Genomic DNA, 18,900 nt, shown 5'->3' with positions numbered 1-18,900 from the left:
TTTTAAGTGATCATATCAGATGTCATATACGGTGAGTTTAAAGTAGATAAAGTGTTAGAAGAATTAATTTTAAGTAAACTTGTGCAAAGACTAAAAGGTATTCATCAAAACGGCGCAAGCTACTTAATAAATGAGAAGTGGAATGTAACACGCTTTGATCATTCAGTTGGTGCTATGTTGTTAATTAAAAAGCTTGGTGGTTCAGTAGAAGAACAAATTGCTGGTTTACTACATGACGTATCGCATACTGCTTTTTCTCATGTGATTGATTATGTTTTTGATAACGAAAATGAAAGTTATCATGAAGAAATATTTAGTTCTGTCGTGAAAAACTCGGAAATCCCGGCGATTCTTTCAAAATATGGTTATAACTATGAAGATATTTTGTTAGATGATTCGAAGTGGACATTACTTGAAAGATCTGCGCCAGAATTATGTGCAGACCGAGTGGATTATACATTGAGAGATATGTATACATATGGATATATTTCTTTAGAAGAGGCTCAAGATTTTTTAGATGATTTAGTCGAAGTTAATGGAAAAATGGTTCTTCAAAATATTGAAATTGCAGAATGGTTTACGAAGACGTATTACAAAGAAGTAATTGATTTCTTTATGAAACCAATGAATATTTACGGAAATGAAATGCTAGCTAAAACGTTAAAATTAGCCTTGCATAAAAAGGTTATTCATGCAGATGATTTTCTTCTCGAAGATGATGAGCTTATAGTGAAATTGCAGCTATGTAAAGATACAGAAGTACGTGCTGTATTAAGCAAAGTTCATCCGAATGTAAAAGTAGAAGAAGATAGAGATGATTATGATTTACATCAGAAAAATAAAGTACGTCTTATTGATCCTCTATTACTTCGTGCAGGTGAGGTTATTCAATCGTCTGTTGTGTCAGAAAATATAAGACAGATGAGTGATATCGCTTATGAAAAAGCGGTGAGAGGGATGTATGTGAAAGTGATTGCGAGTTAAAAAAGAAGTAGCGCATCATTTCTAATGCGTTACTTCTTTTTATTAATTATCAAACCAATTCCAAATCTCAATATCTCCAAGAGTCGCATAACGTACGTGCGGGGAGTTTTGTAGTTTTAATAACTCTTTCGACGGACCGGTAATGACAATGCCATATACTTTTACGCCGTTATCTTTTACATACTGATAGCGCTTATCTAGGTTCAGCTCTTTTTCATGAGTTCGAGTAGTTTTACTTACAGTTTCTTTATGTTCAGAAAGAATACGCATCATTTCTATTACTTCATCTTCTTTTGTCTTTGGTCGTTTTGCTTCATTATTAGGGAGATTTATATGCTCTCGAAATCCGATAACCTCTCTGCCATGCAAGATAAAATCTTCTTCATTTATTCTTTCTTGTCCTGTGTCTAAAGCGTACCATACAGGGGTTGGCGGCATTTCTTGTGCTTCAAATACGCTATATAGAATTGATTCTATTTCTTGTAAAGTATAAGCTCTGTCAAAGGATATCGCTACTTCTGCAACAGTTCCCTCATGTACTTTTGCAAGTGTATCCCACACTTTTTTAGATGGTTCTTTCAAATAATCACCTTGCTTGATTTTTGGATGAACAAAGGAAAGTTTGTTTGAATAAGATCTGTTTTCCCAGGATGGATTTGAGACAGTTACAGACGACAAGAAACTACGCGTTGTTACTGTGCCGATTGGAATTTCTTTTTTGCCGACCGTTTTATATAAATCGATTTCATTTTCTGTACGGAAAAAGGGTTTAATCTTTGTGCTGCCTCCAGCGGAACGACTATTTGGCATTGTTGCTTCTAGTGCGAGTGCTGGAATTTCATCTACTTCGACTAACTTTTTCATATTATAGAAGTAAAAAGAAGATGAAAAATGACCGACAAAATAGATTGCTATACAAACAGCAAGAACAAAACTAACGGTTTGCCAACGTTGTTTCCACTTTATTTTCCAAAATGGGACATTAAGATTTTGTGGTGGTAGTCTTTTCTTGATCGGCTCACTCTTCGTAAGCAATTCATCCAAATATACTTCACATTCCTCACAAGTCTCTATATGGCTTTCTAATTCTTCTTGTTCATCACGTGTGAGTGTTCCTTTTTCGTATTTTTCCCACAGTTTTTTAAACTCTGCACACCCCATCTGTATCACTCCTTTATGCTTTTCGTTTCTTTTCGTCCTCGGTGTAATTCAATTTTTACTTTTGCTAACGAGAGACCAGTCATTTCTGCTATTTCCTTATACGAGAATCCGTAGTAATCTCGTAGTAGCAGGATATTTCGTCTTTGGAGCGGAAGAGAAGATAAACTGTCTAACCAACTAGCAATCTCATGTTTTACGAAATAAGAGTGTTCTGTACTTGGCACGTTTGGTAAATGGAATTCTTCAATTTGCGTTGTTTTATACTTCTTTTCTTTTCGGTACCAATCGATAAAGGCGTTGTAGGCAATTGTAAATAACCACGGCCTAATTTCTTCTCCTTTATAATAATCAATATGGACGAGCATTCGGTAAAACGTTTCTTGCATGAGATCTTCCGCATAGTGGGAATCTCCGGTTAGGGAGAGAAGATAGCGAAATAAATCTTGCATATGCTCTGAGTAAATTTCTTCTAATGATTGTTTGCGTTTCACTACATTTCCCTCCCTTCATACATAACAACGAAATACATATAAAAAAGTTACAATTTTTATGGAATTATAGTAAAAAACGTCAAGAATTGGATAGGATTCTCTTTTATCATAATACATATAAGGCGGGTGAACAGAGATGGAAAGCTATGAAACACAAATTCAAAGGTCCATTGATTATATTGAGGAAGATGTAATGGAAAAACAAACGCTGCGTAATTTAGCACGTGTTGCAGGTTTTTCTGAGTCGCATTTTCATCGTGTATTCCAGGCGTTAGTAGGCGATACAGTAATGGAGTATGTTCGAAAGAGGAGGTTAGCCCAGGCAGCTTATCAACTTTCTCATACGGATGAAAAAGTTATTGATATCGCATTTGAGCATGGCTTTCAATCTCACGAAACGTTCACGAGAGCCTTTAAAAAATTATTTCAAATGACACCAAGTGAATATCGAAAACAAGAAATTGAAACACCAATGTATTATAGAGTGAATGTAAAACAAAGAAAATTAAATCCATATTTAGGGGGCATACAAATGGAATATCGTATTGTAAATAAACCAGAATTTTTAATGGCGGGTTATGAGTTGAAGACGACAAGTAAAGAAGGAAAAAACCATCAAGACATTCCAGCATTTTGGCAAGAATATTTACAAAAAGATCTTGGAACGACGATTCCGAATCGTAAAGATACGAGCCAATGGGTAGAACTTGGATTATGTACTGATTTTAATTTAGAAACAGGGGACTTCACTTATATTATCGGAATGGAAGTTACAGACTTTGAAAATGTACCAAATGCAGTTGCAAAGCGTACATTCCCAGCTGCGACATATGCAGTATTTACAACGCCGAAAGTTCCTCATGAAGAAATGGTATCGTCTATTCATCAAACGTGGAATGCAGTATTCTCAGAATGGTTCCCGCACTCAGGATATGAACATTGCGGAGTTACAGAATTTGAGCTATACGATGAGCGTTCCCATGCAGATAAAAGTGAGTTTGCTCAAGTTGAGCTTTGGATACCAGTGAAGAAGAAATAATAAGAGGAAAAGTGAACCACTCAGTGGTTCGCTTTTTTATCATATAGGTTGCCACATTTGACGATTTTTGTCGGTAAATCGATATATCTTGAAAATCGCTGATATAATTTGAGTTGCGCCGATGTAATTTCATGTACCGTAGAACTAATAAGAAAAACCACTTCATAATTTCATTCACCGAAAAAATCCCTCAAAAAAAAGACGCCCTACAGCGTCTTTCCTATGAACTAAACGGAAACACAATTATAATCGTCGTTCCTTTTCCAAGTTCACTATCAATGGAGATCGTTCCGTTATGGGCATGAACGAGCTGTTTTGTAATGGCGAGGCCAAGTCCAGTTCCGATGTTGCTTTCTTCTGTATTTGTTCCTCTGTAATATCTTTCGAATAGAAGCTCTTTCGTTTTATCATCCATTCCTTTTCCGTTATCTGAAATAGAAAGTGTAAAGAAGTTAGCATTTTGCGAAAGTTTTACGATTACGTTTGTCGTTTCATTATTATGTTTAACAGCGTTTGCTAATAAGTTTTCGATAATACGCTGGAACCATTTTTCTTCAATAAAATATTGGATTTTGCTTGAACTTGGCACAAATTCAATGTTTTGATTTTGTAGTGTCGGGTTATTAATAAATTGTAATAGTACTTTTTGGACGAACTGATTAATTTCAACATTTACGTGTTGCGCAGGAAGAGTATTATTTTTTAATTGATATGTTAAGCTTAAGTCGTCAATTAATGTAGTCATATATTGAGATTTTTCTTTCATTACATGGCCAAATTGTTGAATGTCTTGATCAGTCCAATTATATTGCTTAGATTCTAGTAATAATGCATAGCCGTATATAGAGCTAAGCGGTGTTTTTAAATCATGCGTTAGGCCGGTAATCCACTCTTCGCGTGTTTGTTGCAGTACTTTTCTCATTGCATCGTTCTTTTTCAAAGTAATAGAAAGGTGCTCTAGTGAGTTTGTAACATCTTTAAATATACGGAACGACCATTTTTCTTTACCGGAGCGCCGGAACCGAACAGGCTTGCCTTTTTTACTAACAGGTTCTTCATATTTTCCTCCGGCTATGTTTTTAAGCCAGCGCATCGTGTGTAATAAAGGCTTTCCAAACTTATTTCCATACCAAATTGAAAGAATGACTAAATAAACAAACACAATAAGGAGGATTAAGCTGCATCCGATTAGAAGTTTCTTAGTAAATACATCATCTAATTCATCATCTGGATAATAATGAGCGTTTGGGGCGGATACAACGATGAGATGACCGCTATTTGAATCGTAAAAACTAGATATATTTTCTTTATAATTCCACGGTTCTTTTTCATTAAGAGCCGTTTTTATAGCCGAAAATGTTTTTTTCTTCCCAGTTGGATAGGAAAAAACTTCTTCGCTATTGTTATTAAATATTTGCAGTGTTGCTTTTTCTTTAGAAAGTAATTGTTTTTCTTGTTCAGTTAGTGCAAATTCATTTAATGATAAAGAAGGATGCCCTTGTTGTATCGTTTTTAGTAAAGCATTACTTTTTAGTTTGGCACCGTAAATAACGATCACTGGTTTCTTTTCTAATTTAATTTCCCAATAGTTAAATTTATAAATACTGTTGTTGCTATTCTGTAAATACGTAAGTAAGGATGTCTTTGTGTAAGAGGTAGGAACATCGTTAGGCGTATTAAAGTTGTAAAGGACCTTTCCATCTTCATCTACAATTTGAAGCCAATCACTCTTTTCTGTTATTAAATCTTTTACCTCAGATTTTAAAGTAATGTTATTGTCTTCAGAAGAAATATATTCGGAGATTGTAAAGGTATCATAATCAGAAATATTAGGTTCATATAAAGTACTATTAAGAAGAAAAATTAAATAAGAAAAAGAAGCAACTACTGCGATAAGTAACGTAACTAAGACAAAAACGTGTTGTAAAATAAACTGGATTATAAGTCGCTTATTAAAATTCATATCTGTAACCTACTTTGTAATGAACTTATAGCCAAGTCCACGAACTGTTTTTATGTATTCTGGTTTACTTGGATCTTGTTCAATTTTTTCACGTAGTTTTCGAATGTGAACCATAACAGTATTATCATCTCCATTATAGGCAGGAGCTCCCCAAACTTTTTCATATAATTCTTCCTTCGAAAATACGTAGTTCGGATTCTCACAAAAGAAGAGTAGTAATTGAAAGAGCTGAGCGGAACATTCGACAACGTTTCCATCTACTGTTAGTTCCGCAGAATGTTGATCAATTTCAAATCTCCCAAATGAAATGGAGTGCGTATTTTGTTCTTGTACGCTTTGCTTCATATGTCTTCGAAGTTGTGCTTTCATACGAGCGACTACTTCAAGTGGATTAAATGGCTTCGTAATATAATCATCCGCACCGTATGAAAATCCAGATACTTTATCTAAATCAGAAGTTTTCGCTGTTAGAAAGAAGATCGGACAATCTGTCTTTTGGCGAATGATCGGACAAATGTCAAAACCGGACTGTCCAGGAAGCATCACATCTAAAATGATTAAATCGTAATTGTTTTGTTCAATGAGAGATAAGGCCAGTTCCGCAGATGTTGCAGTTGTAATATGAGAAAAACCTTCTTTTTTAAGAATGGTAGTTAGTAATTGTAAAATTGCTGTTTCATCATCAACAAGTAAAATATTTGCGTGATACATATATATGAATCCCTCCTAATTTCCTCGAATATCATATCATCTTTTTGTAACTTATGGAATTTTTAAGGGAATTTTAAGGTTTTCTTTCACAAAAAATTAAGATTCAAATGATATGATAAAAGTAACATAGGGAGGAGATGAATGTGAATCCGTTTCAAACGATGCGAGCTAGATATTTTTTAATTGTATTTGCATTATTAATTTTAGTAGCACGAAGTAGTAATGAAGTGCTAGAAAATACATTTCATATACAGAATTCATCTTTAATAAATATTCTTATATTTTATATCCTTCCAATAATATGGCTGTTTTACAGATATAGAAAGCATTGTGTTTCATTTTCATTATTTATTAATAGAAACGAAACATTTAATCTAGTGCAAGTTTTGTATATCGCAATTATGCTATGTATTTTTAGTTACGGCTATCTTATTTTGTATATGTATAGCTTTGCATGGATTACACCAGATTTTATTATGAATGCCTTGCATGAACCGATTATAGATAGTACCGGGGGATATGTATATCAAGTTATTATGGTTGTATTTATCGCGCCTATTGTCGGAGAGTTTGTTTTTCGAGGCTTTTTACTACAGCGTTTTGCAGCGAAATGGGGTACTAGTATAGCGGTGGTCGTTGTAGCACTTTTATTTGCGTGCTTACATGTTGATTTCCTCGGTGCAGTTGTGTTTAGCATCGTACTATCAATTGTATATATTCGTACGAAAAGCTTACTCATGCCAATTGCCATTCATATGTTAAACAATGCGTTTGTAATCGGCGCTTCTTTTCTAATAAATAAAGAAGAGATAATGAGTTTTGCAGATTTCTCAAATTATACGACGTTCTTTCCAGGACTTATTATTTTTATAACGGGATTAAACTTAGTACTCATCTTTTTATTTGTTAATCGCAAATATTGGAATAAAGAAATGCCAGCTATATATGTAGAGCAGGAAAAGAGTTTTGCAGACGTAGTGGGGGATAAGTAAGATGAAGAAAACGTTTGAAAAAATATTGAAGGACATTATAGAGTCTACGTTTCTTACAGATATGTGTGATAAAAGCGTTTGTCATTGGTTACAACCTGTAGTAGATACGATTGTGTTTCCAGAGTATTACTTATTTTCTAGTACTCATTTAAAAGAAAATATTATTTCTCTTCTTATTGTATTAGGGATTTTAATAATATTTGGTCTTATTGTAGAAGCAATGATGAAGCGTATCTTCAGAAAAAATGAAGAGAAGTATGCGTGGGTTCATAAAGTATTCGAGAAAGTAATGGGGGCTTTCCTTTTGTTTTATGGCATGAAAACAATCATTTACTTTATAGCTATGAAACATCATTAATTCGAAATTTGAAAGGGATGTATAAAATTATATGAATGAAACAATATCGTCAAATAAGTTTTTTTATTTGATTGTACTGAGTTTAGTATTGATTACGACAGTAAATGTTGTTCTTCGCTGGGAGGAAGCTTACTTTTTTATGTATTTAGCGCTCCATTTATTAGGGATTTTATGCATAACGGGCGGAGTAGTTGCTGAGAAAAAGCATGAAGAAAGTATTAATTATATGTGTGTGATTGGTCTTATTTTACTTTTAACTGTACAAGGTATTATGAAATATAGTTCTTTTTCTTTGCAAGATTTTAATTTGTTAATAGATGTGCTCCCGTAAGGAATAGTATGATATGTAAAAGCGGCTTGTTTGTAAGTACATGTCTTATACTAGATTATGAGCCGAAGAAAATAGGTGAAACTCTTCTTGTAATAGAAGAGTTTTTTTATGTAGATTGAACGAGTTAGAACAATTCTCACGATTAGCTTGTTCTAATTTTGAAAGTACGAACTTACAATAATAATAGACAGGCAGCATAGAGGAGGGAATAACGTGAAGAAAGTTATTGGGTGGTCGCTTTTTTTGTACGTTGGGTTTGCGTTATTTATATATTGGTATTTATTTGGATGGAATCATGAACTCATTCCGGACATGTATAAAGGAACGAGTGCAGATCCAGAAACTTTTATGAATGCGAAAGAGCTTATGTTAAGCCAAGATTATTCGCGTATGAAAAATTTACTGTACTTTTTAGCGACGCCTCTTGAATGGATTATTTTATTATTTGTACTTGTGCTCGGTATTTCAAAAAAGTTTGAGAAATGGTCGAAGGAAACGACTAAAATAAGTGTCTTACAAGTTGCGATTTATTTCTTTTATTTATCATTACTTACAACGGTACTAGCATTACCGATGCAATGGATCGGCCGTAAAGTATCCGTTAATTACGGTATTTCAACGCAAAGTACACAAAGCTGGATTAAAGATCACGTCATCGATTTTTGGGTGAATTATGCGACTATGTTCCTCATTGTTACGGTTTTATTATGGCTCATCCGTAAATTCCCGAAGAGATGGTGGCTAGCAGGATGGGCACTCTCTGTTCCGTTTACGATTTTTTTAACGTTTGTGCAACCTGTTATTATTGATCCACTTTATAACGATTTCTCGACGCTGAAAAATAAAGAGTTAGAAACGAAAATTTTAGCGATGGCAGACAAAGCTGACATTCCTGCTAAACACGTATATGAAGTAAATATGTCGAAAAAAACGAATTCGTTAAATGCATATGTAACAGGAATTGGTCTTAACTCGCGTATTGTAATGTGGGATACAACGCTTAAGCAATTAAAAGATAAAGAGATTTTATTTATAATGGCCCATGAAATGGGACATTATGTTATGAAACATATATATTGGGGCGTTGCTAGTTATGTCTTGTTATCGTTTGTAGGTATGTATTTAATTAGTCGTATTTTAAATATGTGTATTCGAAAATGGGGAGATACGCTGCAAATTTCAAAAGTGGCATGTTTCTCAATTTTACCTTTGTTTTTCTTAATTTCCTCTTTACTATCTTTTGCATCACAACCAGCAACAAACTATGTTTCACGTATAGAAGAACGTGCGGCAGATCAATATGCTTTAGATATGACGAAAGATGGGAAATCAGGTGTGAGAACTTTTCAATATTTATCAAAAACAAGTTTAAGCCAAGTAAACCCGCCTGCGTTAGTGAAGTTTTTCTTATACACACATCCACCAATTTTCGAAAGAATTCATACGTTTGAACAATATGAAAAACAGAAGAAGCAGTAGGATACTGCTTCTTTTTATTGTGGAGTATTCGAATTTTGTATAATATATAGAATATTCAGTGAAATATTTAGGAGGTTAATATTTTGTTTCATTCAAAATCAATGCCAGCTATAAAAATGATTCTTTCGATGTCTATTTTTGGATCGATTGGATTCTTTTCTGTGCAAACTGGTTTACCGTCTTTTGAATTAGTATTTGTTCGTTGTATTTGTGCGACTTTATTTTTAGCATTATGTTGGTTAGTAACAGGGCAATACAAAAGTGAGAAATGGAACAAAAAAGAGACTATACAAATATTAGCTTGTGGTGTATTTCTCGTTTTTAACTGGGTATTTTTATTTAAAGCGTTTGAAGTCATGTCGATTACAATTGCGATTTCTGTGTATCATCTTGCGCCGATCATCGTATTAATGATTGGTAGTATTGTATTTAAAGAGAGATTAACAGCATTTGCGGTGCTGTCCATTGTCATATGTTTCATCGGCACAGTTTTAATAGCTGGAGTAGATGGCAATGTGTCGCTTGAGAAATTAATGTCATCTGGAATGGTGTGGGCGCTTCTTGCAGCTTTATTTTATGCATTTACAACGTTGCTCGGAAAAGGAATTAAGCATACGAGTGCATATGCGATGACATTTTTACAAACGTTTTTAGGTATATTTTTATTGCTACCATTCGTAGACTTCGGGAAGTTTCAAGGATTAACAGAGATGAACTGGATGATGATCACAGCGACAGGACTTATACATACGGGATTTGTATATTACTTATTTTTTGACAGTTTAAGAAATTTATCGACGAGATTAATTTCGGTATTAGTGTTTTTAGATCCTGCGGTTGCAATACTATTAGATACAGTCTTTACCGGATTTAGACCGACTAGTATGCAAGTAGTGGGGATTATCCTTATATTTGTAGGAATGGCATTTACTTTCTGGAAGCCGAGGGATGAAAGAGTGAAAGTGTACTCAGAAGCATAATATTTACCGGGATTAAAAGTAGCTACGTCATTAATGTTAATAGGTGGAATGTTTTTTAGTGCAAATGGACAATATTTGCACTTTTTTTGTCTGAAAAATGAAGTTTTTATAAGCAAAGGATTTAATGAAAATCTTATAGAATATGTTAATGTACAACATTGTAAATCCTTTGAAACTGAAGAAGGATTTACAGAGTGTACGTCATAATAATTTGTCTATGATTCGATATACCAATTGAAATGAGGACGGAGTTGCTTCCCTTTAGTAGTAATCTTCAAAATAATAGATGTTAAAAATGAATGTATTACATGAGATTTGCAAATACAGCATATGTAATATGGAAAAAGAATGTAGTCTATTATTTTCCATTTTAATGAAATGGAAATGAAGGAGAGAGGGCAATGAAGAAAAGAATGTTGCGTATAATGACGGTAGCGACTATTATGGGTGGTTTATTATTAAATGCAAATGTTCCTAATATAAAAGCAGAAGAGTATCCAGAAATGATTGTATTTGATGATGTTCCAGTAGACTATTGGGCATATGAATATATTATAGACGTTGCATATAATAAAGTTATGCTAGGTTATGGAAATGGGAAATTTGGTGTTGGCGATAATGTAACGCGAGAACAAGTGGCGGCAGTACTGTATCGCGCACTTAATATAAAACATGAAGGGCCATTACACAATCCGTATAAAGATATTTCTGAAAGATCAACAATGTTTCCAAAGGAAATTTTAGCATTAACAGAACATGGTATTTTTAAAGGTGATGAGAAGGGGAATTTCAGACCGAGGGAAACGATAACACGTGCAGAAGTAGCACAAGTCCTTACACGGGCATTTTCATTTGAAGTGAAGAAGAAACATACATTTACAGATGTACCAAATAATTATTGGGCAAAAAATGCAATTAGTGCATTGCAATCTAATAATGTCATAATAGGAACAGGGAATGGAAAATTTGAACCAAATAAATTTGTAACACGTGAGCAATATGCAGCATTTTTATATAAGGCTATTATTAATTTTCATTTGAAAGATGAGAAGTATTAAGCGGAAATTCAAAAGTTGTTTAATAGTAAGGTGAAAATATTTTAATTATAGTAATATGTTATTTAAAAAAAAGTGCAAAAGTTTTGCGCTTTTTTTTATGTAATTCATGTATATTTATTCATTTTAATACAAAACATGAATTTACCAAAAATGAAAAAAACAGGTGTGTTAAAGTGACAATTAATAAGAAAAAGATATTATTTAGTAACTTTATTATCAACGAAGTGTAAAGGAAAGTATGTGAAAAACCGTTCACAAATTAGACAAAATTTATATAAATAAGTATATTGATACTTTTTTATTAATTCTTTATAGTAGAAAAAAAGTATGTTTTTAGGGGGAAAATGCGGTGAAGAAAAAGTTTTTAAAAATAGCAACGGCTTTAACAATTATGGGTGGAGTTGTATTAAGTGCAGAAGGTACTAAAGTAAATGCTGAAGTAGTTGTGAAGCAACAACAACAAGCAAATTCTGTTGTATTTAAAGATGTACCAAAAGGTCATTGGTCTTCTGAAGCTATTAACACTCTAGCAGGCTGGGGAATCATTAATGGTTATGGAGATGGGAAGTTTGGTTTTGGCGATAATGTAACACGTGAGCAAGTAGCGGCTTTAATTTATCGTACGATTGATTTTAGCGAAGTGTTTGAGGAAGGCGACGTACTTGAGAATCCATACAAAGATATTAATGAAAATTCAACAATGTTCATAGAAGAAATTTTAGTATTAACAGAAGTAGGTATCTTAAAAGGTGATGGAACTGGGAACTTTAGACCGAAGGATACGCTAACACGTGCGGAAATGGCACAGGTTCTTACGAATGCTTTTGAATTAGAAGCAAAGGGACCTCATACTTTTAATGATGTTCCAGCAGATTCATGGGCAAAAAATGCGATTAGCGCAATACAAACAAATAATATTACAAATGGAATAGGCGAAAATAAATTTGGTCCGTCTATGAGTGTAAAGCGTGAACAATATGCAACATTCTTACATAGAGCAATTTTAAATGATGAGCAACAATAATTTATAAAAAGAGCTGGTGTTATACAACACCAGCTCTTTTTTTTTGCTTGAAATAAATATATCTTTGGAAAAAATCTGTTAAATTTTCAAAAAAAACTTCCTTTTCTGAAGATTTGTTATATAATATAAAACATAAAATCAAATCTGTTATAAAACAGTTTAAGAAGGGGATGCTAATATGTCGACGCAAACTTCACGGGTTACACTGCCCGGAGAAATGTTACCAGCGTACAACGAAATATTGACACCTGAGGCGCTTAGCTTTTTAAAGGAACTACATGGAAATTTCAATGAACGTCGCGCGGAACTTTTACAAAAGCGTGTGGAGAAACAAAAAAGAATTGATGCAGGGGAGTTTCCTACGTTTTTAGAAGAAACAAAGCATATACGTGAAGGTGATTGGACAATCGCTGAGCTTCCGAAAGATTTAGAGGATCGTCGTGTGGAGATTACTGGACCAGTAGATAGAAAGATGGTCATTAACGCTTTAAATTCAGGAGCACATCTTTTTATGGCAGACTTTGAAGATTCGAATGCACCAACTTGGAGAAATGCTGTTGAAGGCCAAATTAACTTACGAGACGCTACTAGGGGAACGATCTCACATAAAAATGAGAACGGAAAAGAATATCGTTTAAATAGTAATACGGCTGTCTTAATTGTGCGTCCGAGAGGGTGGCATTTAGAAGAAAAGCATATGCAAGTTGACGGCAAGAACATGTCTGGCAGTTTGGTGGATTTTGGATTGTACTTTTTCCATAATGCGAAGACGCTTTTAGCAAAAGGAAGTGGCCCATACTTTTACTTACCGAAAATGGAAAGTTACTTAGAGGCAAGATTATGGAATGACGTTTTCATATTCGCTCAAAAATATATCGGTATTCCGAACGGAACGATTAAAGCGACTGTGTTAATAGAAACGATTCACGCTTCATTTGAAATGGATGAAATTTTGTATGAACTAAGAGATCATTCTGCTGGTTTAAACTGCGGGCGATGGGATTATATATTTAGTTTCTTAAAGAGTTTCCGAAATCATAATGAATTTTTACTTCCAGATAGAGCGCAAGTCACGATGACAGCGCCGTTTATGCGCGCGTATTCTTTGAAAGTTATTCAAACGTGTCATCGCCGTAATGCGCCAGCAATCGGAGGGATGGCAGCGCAAATCCCAATTAAGAATGATCCAGAAGCAAATGAGGCGGCTTTTGAGAAAGTGCGTGCTGATAAGGAGCGCGAAGCTTTAGATGGACATGACGGGACTTGGGTTGCCCACCCGGGACTTGTACCGGTTGCAATGGAAGTATTTAATCACATAATGAAAACGCCAAATCAAATTTTTAGAAAGCGTGAAGAAATACGTGTAACAGAAAAGGATTTATTAGAAGTACCGATGGGAACGATTACAGAAAGTGGTCTTCGCACGAATATTAACGTCGGTATTCAATATATTGCATCTTGGTTAAGTGGGCGGGGAGCAGCTCCAATTTATAACTTAATGGAAGATGCAGCAACAGCAGAAATATCAAGAGCACAAGTATGGCAGTGGATTCGTCATGAGGGTGGAAAGCTAAGTGATGGCCGTGATATCACTTTTAAATTGATGGAAGAATTGAAAGAAGAAGAACTAGCAAAAATAGAAAGAGAGATTGGTAAGGAAGCATTTAAGAAAGGGAGATTTGAAGAAGCTACAAAACTGTTTACAAGCCTTGTTCGCAATAACGAGTTCATGCCGTTTTTAACATTACCGGGTTATGAAATTTTATAAGAAACAAGAAAAGGGGATGGAACATATGAAAAACGAAAGAATTGATACATTGCAAGAAAGCTGGGAGTTAGATACACGCTGGAAAGGAATCACACGTCCATATTCAGCGGAAGATGTAATTCGTCTGCGCGGATCAATTGATATTGAACATACGTTAGCGCGCTGCGGTGCGGAGAAGCTTTGGAAATCACTTCATACAGAAGATTATATTAATGCACTTGGGGCATTAACAGGAAACCAAGCGATGCAACAAGTGAAGGCTGGATTAAAAGCTATTTATTTAAGCGGTTGGCAAGTAGCGGCAGATGCGAATCTTTCTGGACATATGTATCCTGATCAAAGCTTATATCCAGCGAACAGTGTACCGGCTGTTGTAAAACGAATTAACCAAACACTTCAACGTGCTGATCAAATTCAGCATATGGAGGGTAGCGGTGATACGGATTATTTCGTCCCAATTGTGGCGGATGCTGAAGCTGGATTTGGTGGACAATTAAATGTATTTGAACTAATGAAAGGAATGATTGAAGCGGGGGCATCTGGCGTGCACTTTGAAGACCAATTATCTTCAGAGAAAAAATGCGGGCATTTAGGCGGAAAAGTATTATTACCGACGCAAACAGCGGTGCGTAATTTAATTTCGGCACGTCTTGCTGCGGATGTCATGGGTGTACCAACAATTATCGTCGCAAGAACAGATGCAGATGCGGCAGATTTAATTACGAGCGATATCGATCCAGTTGATCAAGAGTTTATTACAGGTGAAAGAACACCAGAAGGGTTTTATCGTACGAAAGCAGGTCTTGATCAAGCAATTGCACGTGGTTTAGCGTATGCGCCGTATGCAGATCTCGTTTGGTGTGAAACGTCGGAGCCAAATTTAGAAGATGCAAAACGTTTTGCGGACGCAATTCATAAAAAATATCCAGGGAAGCTACTGGCTTACAACTGCTCCCCTTCATTTAACTGGAAACAAAAGTTAGATGAAAAAACGATTGCAAGCTTCCAAAAAGAAATTGAATCATACGGTTATAAATTCCAGTTCGTAACGCTTGCTGGATTCCATTCATTAAATTACGGCATGTTTGAATTAGCGCGTGGTTATAAAGAGCGCGGCATGGCAGCGTACTCTGAATTACAACAAGCAGAGTTCGCAGCAGAAAAAGATGGTTACTCTGCAACGCGCCATCAACGCGAAGTAGGAACAGGTTACTTTGATGAAGTAGCACAAGTTATTACAGGCGGTACTTCATCAACGACTGCTCTAAAAGGATCTACGGAAGAAGAACAGTTTACGAAATAGAGATAGAAGTAGGTGCCTATAATAGGCACCTACTTCTATTTAAAATATCCAATTTAATATAGTGAATATGCCAACGATAGCAGTGAAAAGAAGGCATGCGAATAATGCTAGACATCCCCATGTAAATAGTTTGTCTTTCCATGTTTCTTCATAATCATCAATGAGTTCTTCTATAACTTTCTTCTGCAATGGCTGTAAAGGATGTTCGGTGTGTAGTCCTGTAATAATGTCATGATCTCCTTTGAATTTTAAAGCACGTACAATATGATAAGGGTCGTTTCCCATCGATTTTTCAAATTGTCGACATGCAGCGTGCATAATATCTGTTTTCTCTTTTTCGAGATACCAATATCGTCCAGCCATTTCGGGGTATTGTAATGTAAAGTAAATATCACCGAGTTTTTTTCTAAGTTCTAACTCATTCGGATAAGTAGCGATTAATCCGTGTAATCTATCTCTTGCTTTTCCGAGGTTGTTATTTTCAATCTCTTTTTCAATTCTCTTTAATGTTTTTTCGGGGATTATTTCTGCCATGTAATCCTCCTTTATTAAAATCGGTGTGGTTATATTTTATAAGAAATACTAAAAATTAGAAATTCTATTTTCGAAAAAGATTGTACATTTTATTTTAATGTGCTATGATGATGTCAGTTGAATAGTTAAATTAAGCAATCCATATATTATCAAGTGCCGAAAACGAACGAGAAAAAGTATGTGAGAACTAGTTTATGTTTCGTATTTGATAATGTGTGGATTCTTTTTTTATACAGGAAGACTAAAATAATTTGTATTTTCTTAGGAGGAAATAATCATGGCAGTAACAGGACAAGTAAAATGGTTTAACAACGAAAAAGGCTTCGGTTTCATCGAAGTTCCAGGCGAAAACGATGTATTCGTACATTTCTCTGCAATCGAAACTGAAGGTTTCAAATCTCTAGAAGAAGGTCAAAAAGTTAGCTTCGAAATCGAAGAAGGCAACCGTGGACCTCAAGCTAAAAACGTAATCAAACTATAATTTTATAGTTGATGATGGAAAAAAGGATGGCTCATGCCATCCTTTTTTTGTTGTTGAAATATACGAACATAATGATTATATTGGGGGAGAAGGTGGGAATATATATGATGGAAAAGTATATAAATGAAGTAATACTCGATGTTTGTAGAGGTAATGAAAAAGAGTAAAAGGCTTTCCAAAAAAGGAGGGCCTTTTACTCTTCTTTTCCAATTTTTTTCTTTTTGCGTTTCTTGCATTTTGGGCATTTTGATTTACGAAAAGGCTTTGCAAAGAACAGTAGAATGAAAAATAAAGCGAATATAATACTAGCTGAGTTTTTCACAATCACAATGCTGTTATTTTTTATATGAATTGTTGGTTGGATCTCTTTTTCTTCCATAATGGCCCCCCATATATTGGATTTATATTTTAATTATAGCAAAGTTAATTATTGTAATGATGTGAAAAGAGGAAGAGATTATAAATATTTTTTGTACAGGTTTTAATCAATTCATTATTATATAGTTATTTTTAAATTTGATAAATGTTTGATAAATGATAAATTATTGTAAAAAAGGGGGATTTGTAAAGCATTTCCTTTTCGTAGGTGCTAAAATTATACATGCAGCTGCTACTATAAATAGAAAAAAGGAGATAGTAGAATATGGAAAGTAAAGTAGAACGTTATGTCGAAAATTATGTTGTAAGTAAAAATACGATGGCCTTACTTCCTGTTGTTCTAGGAGAAAAGAAAGTGGTTACGCGAATTGTTGAAATGGAAGATTCTTTTTTCGTATTTCAAAAACCTCTCGATATTATAGAGAGAAGTTGCCGGAAACATGGTTCAAGTTTTTTTGGAAGAAAAGAAGGAACGAAGGAGTTAACTAGTATTACACATAAAGCTCCTATCGCAATTAGCCCGACAGATCAACTTTATTTTTTCCCTACGTATTCTTATTCTCGAAAAGAGTGTGCGTGGTTGTCTCATTTTCATATTGAAAATAATAAAGAATTAAAAGATGGAAATCTTATTATTAGATTTATAAATGGTTTCGCTGTGAAATTAGAAATATCCAAAAGTAGCTTTGAAAATCAGCAAAATCGTACAGCGAAATTACGGACAGAGTATGAAGACCGTAAGAAAAAACAAGGAAATCCTTGTTTTAAAGAGATTGATAAAAGTGAAGAATCTAAATTAACGCCAGCCTATGAGAAAGTGTATTTTGTAAGGGAAGGTGAAGTGTGAGAGGAAAAGGGTGAGGAGACTCATCCTTTTTTGATTTCATTATATATACCGTTACGCTGTAAGATTCATAAATAAAACGAGAAAAATTTGCGGATTTTTTGTTCTTTAATAGCTTAAGGAAGTGTAAAATTACAATATAAGGGTAATTTTACCACATATACTTATCGCGATGTTAATATACATCATTTTACATTTGCGGCATACAGGATATTTCTTACCTTATTATATAAAAAGGAGATGGTATGTTGAAAAGGACTATGTTATTTTGGGCGCAATATATTCTTGTTTTGCCTATATTATTTCTTACCTTTATGTTTACTGGTTTCGTTGGTAGTCAGTTAATGATAGGTGCTGATAAACAACATTTTATTTTTACGCCTCAAAATGCAACAGAATATAGTCAAATTAGTGAAGTTGATAAATTGCTATTTGCTTTTTCAATTCAGCCAGTTGTCACCATAGTATTTCTGCTATCGATTGTGTACGTACTGACACTTATTGTCTTTCAAATTATTGAATGTAAGAAGAAAAGAAAGATATTACATAGTTTGCAATATATGATTCTTATACCAATTTTTATTTACTTGTGCTTAGGGATAATGCAATTTTCCGCAGTTAGTTTAACTTGGATAGATAATTGGAAAGATTATCTTATATTCACTCCTAGTACGATAACTGATGAGCAAGATATATATACGATTGATAAGTTTTTATACAAATTTCGAATGCTACCTATTCCGAGTACAGTATTAATACTATCTTTCTTATATTTATTAATACTTATCGTGATTGATAGTATACGCTTACTAAAAAAGTTTCTTGTAAGAACTAGTCATTAGAAAAAGAGGATTGTTTGAAGGTATAACAATTATTTGTCACTACTCATTTCTACCTGTATGGAAATACGGATTGATACTTCTGTAGTTCCTTCTTTTTCATAATATGTAACCGTTAAGTTATAACCTGTGCGTGGTGTCTAAATTATTCTCATGTTCTGTCGAATATTGAAAGATTATCA

20 protein-coding genes are annotated in these 18,900 nt (G+C 34.2%); 14 read left to right on the top strand and 6 right to left on the bottom strand.

The features are described 5' to 3' along the window. Positions 1-6 precede the first annotated feature (6 nt). Positions 7-984, top strand: a complete 978-nt coding sequence (locus ACP6L7_RS22415) for an HD domain-containing protein (RefSeq protein WP_097829975.1) — start codon at positions 7-9, stop codon at positions 982-984. A gap of 42 nt (positions 985-1,026) precedes the next feature. Here ACP6L7_RS22415 and ACP6L7_RS22410 read toward each other — a convergent pair whose 3' ends face one another. Further along, positions 1,027-2,145 carry an anti-sigma factor gene (locus tag ACP6L7_RS22410; protein ID WP_097829976.1) on the bottom strand — a complete coding sequence of 373 codons (1,119 nt, stop codon included), beginning with the start codon at positions 2,143-2,145 and terminating at the stop codon, positions 1,027-1,029. Positions 2,146-2,150: 5 nt separating this feature from the next. After that, positions 2,151-2,636 carry an RNA polymerase sigma factor gene (locus tag ACP6L7_RS22405; RefSeq protein WP_097829977.1) on the bottom strand — a complete coding sequence of 162 codons (486 nt, stop codon included), beginning with the start codon at positions 2,634-2,636 and terminating at the stop codon, positions 2,151-2,153. A gap of 136 nt (positions 2,637-2,772) precedes the next feature. On the opposite strand from ACP6L7_RS22405, the gene ACP6L7_RS22400 reads away from it, so the two are divergent. Further along, positions 2,773-3,675 (top strand): AraC family transcriptional regulator, encoded by a 903-nt coding sequence (locus ACP6L7_RS22400; RefSeq protein ID WP_097829978.1) that lies wholly within the window; start codon positions 2,773-2,775, stop codon positions 3,673-3,675. A 220-nt stretch (positions 3,676-3,895) separates the two neighbouring features. Here ACP6L7_RS22400 and ACP6L7_RS22395 read toward each other — a convergent pair whose 3' ends face one another. Both ACP6L7_RS22395 and ACP6L7_RS22390 read right to left on the bottom strand, forming a co-directional pair. After that, positions 3,896-5,638, bottom strand: coding sequence for an ATP-binding response regulator (locus tag ACP6L7_RS22395; RefSeq protein ID WP_097829979.1), 1,743 nt, complete (start codon positions 5,636-5,638; stop codon positions 3,896-3,898). A 9-nt stretch (positions 5,639-5,647) separates the two neighbouring features. After that, positions 5,648-6,349 carry a response regulator transcription factor gene (locus ACP6L7_RS22390; RefSeq protein ID WP_097829980.1) on the bottom strand — a complete coding sequence of 234 codons (702 nt, stop codon included), beginning with the start codon at positions 6,347-6,349 and terminating at the stop codon, positions 5,648-5,650. Positions 6,350-6,486: 137 nt separating this feature from the next. Between ACP6L7_RS22390 and ACP6L7_RS22385 the strand changes: the two genes are divergently transcribed. The 9 genes from ACP6L7_RS22385 to aceA all read left to right on the top strand — a co-directional run bounded on the left by ACP6L7_RS22385 (position 6,487) and on the right by aceA (position 15,642). After that, entirely contained in the window at positions 6,487-7,341 is an 855-nt protein-coding gene (locus ACP6L7_RS22385; protein ID WP_097829981.1) for a CPBP family intramembrane glutamic endopeptidase, read from the top strand. A 1-nt stretch (position 7,342) separates the two neighbouring features. Further along, positions 7,343-7,699, top strand: coding sequence for a hypothetical protein (locus ACP6L7_RS22380; RefSeq protein ID WP_141533308.1), 357 nt, complete (start codon positions 7,343-7,345; stop codon positions 7,697-7,699). A 31-nt stretch (positions 7,700-7,730) separates the two neighbouring features. Next, positions 7,731-8,030: a hypothetical protein gene (locus ACP6L7_RS22375; RefSeq protein ID WP_097829982.1), complete on the top strand. Its 300-nt coding sequence runs from the start codon at positions 7,731-7,733 to the stop codon at positions 8,028-8,030. A 213-nt stretch (positions 8,031-8,243) separates the two neighbouring features. Further along, complete coding sequence (locus ACP6L7_RS22370; protein ID WP_097829983.1) at positions 8,244-9,509, top strand: M48 family metallopeptidase; 1,266 nt, start codon at positions 8,244-8,246, stop codon at positions 9,507-9,509. An 83-nt stretch (positions 9,510-9,592) separates the two neighbouring features. Further along, positions 9,593-10,489: a DMT family transporter gene (locus ACP6L7_RS22365; RefSeq protein WP_097829984.1), complete on the top strand. Its 897-nt coding sequence runs from the start codon at positions 9,593-9,595 to the stop codon at positions 10,487-10,489. Between the two features lie 401 nt (positions 10,490-10,890). Next, complete coding sequence (locus ACP6L7_RS22360; protein ID WP_002149918.1) at positions 10,891-11,547, top strand: S-layer homology domain-containing protein; 657 nt, start codon at positions 10,891-10,893, stop codon at positions 11,545-11,547. A gap of 349 nt (positions 11,548-11,896) precedes the next feature. Continuing rightward, entirely contained in the window at positions 11,897-12,571 is a 675-nt protein-coding gene (locus ACP6L7_RS22355) for an S-layer homology domain-containing protein (RefSeq protein ID WP_097829985.1), read from the top strand. A gap of 178 nt (positions 12,572-12,749) precedes the next feature. Beyond that, the gene (gene aceB / locus ACP6L7_RS22350) at positions 12,750-14,339 is read left to right on the top strand and encodes a malate synthase A (RefSeq protein ID WP_097829986.1); all 1,590 of its coding nucleotides are present in this window, start codon (positions 12,750-12,752) and stop codon (positions 14,337-14,339) included. 25 nt (positions 14,340-14,364) lie between these two features. Then, positions 14,365-15,642 carry an isocitrate lyase gene (gene aceA / locus ACP6L7_RS22345; RefSeq protein WP_430529446.1) on the top strand — a complete coding sequence of 426 codons (1,278 nt, stop codon included), beginning with the start codon at positions 14,365-14,367 and terminating at the stop codon, positions 15,640-15,642. Positions 15,643-15,681: 39 nt separating this feature from the next. On the opposite strand, the gene ACP6L7_RS22340 is transcribed toward aceA, so the two are convergent. Continuing rightward, positions 15,682-16,176: a DUF6584 family protein gene (locus ACP6L7_RS22340; RefSeq protein WP_097829988.1), complete on the bottom strand. Its 495-nt coding sequence runs from the start codon at positions 16,174-16,176 to the stop codon at positions 15,682-15,684. 277 nt (positions 16,177-16,453) lie between these two features. On the opposite strand from ACP6L7_RS22340, the gene cspA reads away from it, so the two are divergent. After that, complete coding sequence (gene cspA / locus ACP6L7_RS22335) at positions 16,454-16,657, top strand: RNA chaperone/antiterminator CspA (RefSeq protein WP_000301522.1); 204 nt, start codon at positions 16,454-16,456, stop codon at positions 16,655-16,657. A gap of 193 nt (positions 16,658-16,850) precedes the next feature. Here the strand turns inward: cspA and ACP6L7_RS22330 are convergent, their stop codons facing one another. After that, positions 16,851-17,036, bottom strand: a complete 186-nt coding sequence (locus ACP6L7_RS22330) for a hypothetical protein (protein ID WP_430529445.1) — start codon at positions 17,034-17,036, stop codon at positions 16,851-16,853. 264 nt (positions 17,037-17,300) lie between these two features. Here ACP6L7_RS22330 and ACP6L7_RS22325 point away from each other — a divergent pair, with 264 nt between their 5' ends. Further along, entirely contained in the window at positions 17,301-17,882 is a 582-nt protein-coding gene (locus ACP6L7_RS22325; protein ID WP_097829990.1) for a competence protein ComK, read from the top strand. A 242-nt stretch (positions 17,883-18,124) separates the two neighbouring features. Then, positions 18,125-18,721, top strand: coding sequence for a DUF4306 domain-containing protein (locus ACP6L7_RS22320; protein WP_097829991.1), 597 nt, complete (start codon positions 18,125-18,127; stop codon positions 18,719-18,721). Positions 18,722-18,900 lie beyond the last annotated feature (179 nt).

It is taken from the genome of Bacillus silvicola (assembly GCF_050524305.1).
GTDB lineage: Bacteria > Bacillota > Bacilli > Bacillales > Bacillaceae_G > Bacillus_A > Bacillus_A cereus_AT.
This window is presented reverse-complemented; position numbering and strand designations above follow the sequence as displayed.